This is a genomic window from Nitrincola sp. A-D6, from assembly GCF_000764495.1.
Classification (GTDB): domain Bacteria; phylum Pseudomonadota; class Gammaproteobacteria; order Pseudomonadales; family Balneatricaceae; genus Nitrincola.
In genome coordinates this window covers 1-1,676 of sequence record NZ_JRLB01000045.1, presented here as the reverse complement: position 1 = coordinate 1,676, position 1,676 = coordinate 1, and the positions used below count along the sequence as shown (strand labels likewise).

Sequence of the window (1,676 nt, the reverse complement as noted above, 5' to 3'; positions counted from 1 at the left end):
TGAAAAACAGACTTTGCAATATCAACACCAACACGGATAATAGTCATCTGGGCTTCTCCTCATCGTTAGATGGTTTGTGGTCTACTCACCATTTTGGCACATAGATGCCGGTTAGGTGAGGAGGAGTCCATCCCATTGTGTCACGCCAAAACGATACCACTACCCCGCGTGGCACCGCCTCAGCGAACTACCAAGATGCGCCGATAATTCTGTTATCAGTGCATGTTGGAAGGATTACTCACCCGGTTTTTTGTACACATCATCTTCGTAATAGCGCCCACTGATATCCAGCTTCTTTTCAACCAGTCTGTTTATATATTTCCAGATAAAAAAGGCTGGCAACATCATGATCATGATGGCTAGGGTCAGTGCAGCTCCGGCGTGGCTGGATGGGGCCAGACTTACGGCCCAATCCAGAAAGCCGGTTTTTCGGCCAAAATAAAACCACAGAATCAAAAAAACAAAGCCACCCGCGACGGCCAGGTGATGCAGCAGTTTCTTCTGATGATCAGTCATTCACTTGCTCGTCTGGCTGTGCTTTATGTAGGTCAATCTGGGAGCGCAGAATCAGCCTGGCCAGCTCCATTCGGCAGGCTTCTGGCATGCGCAGAAACTCCAGACCTATTTCATAGCTATTGTCGTCCTGGTCTGTTTCACAACGCTTGACTTCAGTCATCAACCTGAGACCGGTTTCAGACTCAGGCATGATCAGGCGTACGACGGCTTTTTGGCCGATGTTCAATGCATTCGGATGGTTGAATGACAGGCCGCCTTCACTTAAATTCACCAGGTCTGTGCGAATATTAAAACCAATTTCATCATTGGCGGTCAGAGATTGGGCAATGATATCGGTTTTCTGGTTTAGTAACTGAAACAGTTGTACTAGTTTTTCCGGTACACCTTCAAGGCGCGCCAAGTGTTGGTCTATAGCCAGATTCAGGTGTTGCAGTTCGGCATGCAGCATAAAGTGTGGGGAAACCCTGAAGGTTCCTGGAAGCGGATAGTCCTGTAGCTGAGTATCTGTTTCCAGAAGTTGAAACTCCAGTGCAACCCACCTGTCAATGCGATAGAATTGTCGGCGATCCTGTTCCAAAGCGATTCTCCATTGTGTTATTTCCGGTTTATTGGTTGAGTATAACGAATAATCCATCAATCTGTTATAGGCAGCTTTAGCTGATATTGGTTTAACCCAGCTATGTTCAGACCCTTTTCACTGTTTATCGGTCTCCGTTACACTGCCGCTAAGCGTGGCAATCATTTTATTTCGTTTATTTCCCTGGTTTCGATGCTCGGGCTCACTCTGGGGGTAGCGGCACTGATCGTGGTCCTTTCGGTGATGAATGGCTTTGACCGCGAGCTGCGTCAACGTATTCTGGGTATGGTGCCGCATGCCACGCTGAGCGACTACCAGCGCGAGATGCATGACTGGCAAAACGTTAGCGAGCGAGTTGAACGCTCACCCCAAGTGGTTGCGACGGCGCCCTATGTGCATGCTCAGGGGATGCTTACCCATGCAGGTCAGGTGCAGGGTATACTGGTCAATGGCATTGATCCTGAACTGGAGCCCAGTGTATCTATTATTGACGATCATTTTCTGTCCGGATCATTGGACTCGCTGGTTCCTGGTGACTTTAACATCATACTGGGTGATTTGCTGGCCAGGCATCTGGCGCGCG

3 protein-coding genes are annotated in these 1,676 nt (G+C 48.9%); 1 reads left to right on the top strand and 2 read right to left on the bottom strand.

What is annotated here, in order from left to right; genetic code table 11:
- Window positions 1–234: 234 nt before the first annotated feature.
- Complete coding sequence (locus LH51_RS08800) at window positions 235–516, bottom strand: hypothetical protein (RefSeq protein ID WP_036521628.1); 282 nt, start codon at window positions 514–516, stop codon at window positions 235–237.
- Window positions 509–1,093 (bottom strand): PilZ domain-containing protein, encoded by a 585-nt coding sequence (locus LH51_RS08795; protein ID WP_036521626.1) that lies wholly within the window; start codon window positions 1,091–1,093, stop codon window positions 509–511. Before LH51_RS08795 ends, LH51_RS08800 begins: the two co-directional genes overlap by 8 nt.
- A 102-nt stretch (window positions 1,094–1,195) precedes the next feature.
- Here LH51_RS08795 and LH51_RS08790 point away from each other — a divergent pair.
- The coding region (locus LH51_RS08790) for an ABC transporter permease (RefSeq protein ID WP_036521623.1) at window positions 1,196–1,676 on the top strand (481 nt) is incomplete at its 3' end.

Bases quoted from the DNA above. Each gene is read 5' to 3' on its own strand.
- LH51_RS08800 (WP_036521628.1), bottom strand. From the start codon at position 516: ATGACTGATCATCAGAAGAAACTGCTGCATCACCTGGCCGTCGCGGGT.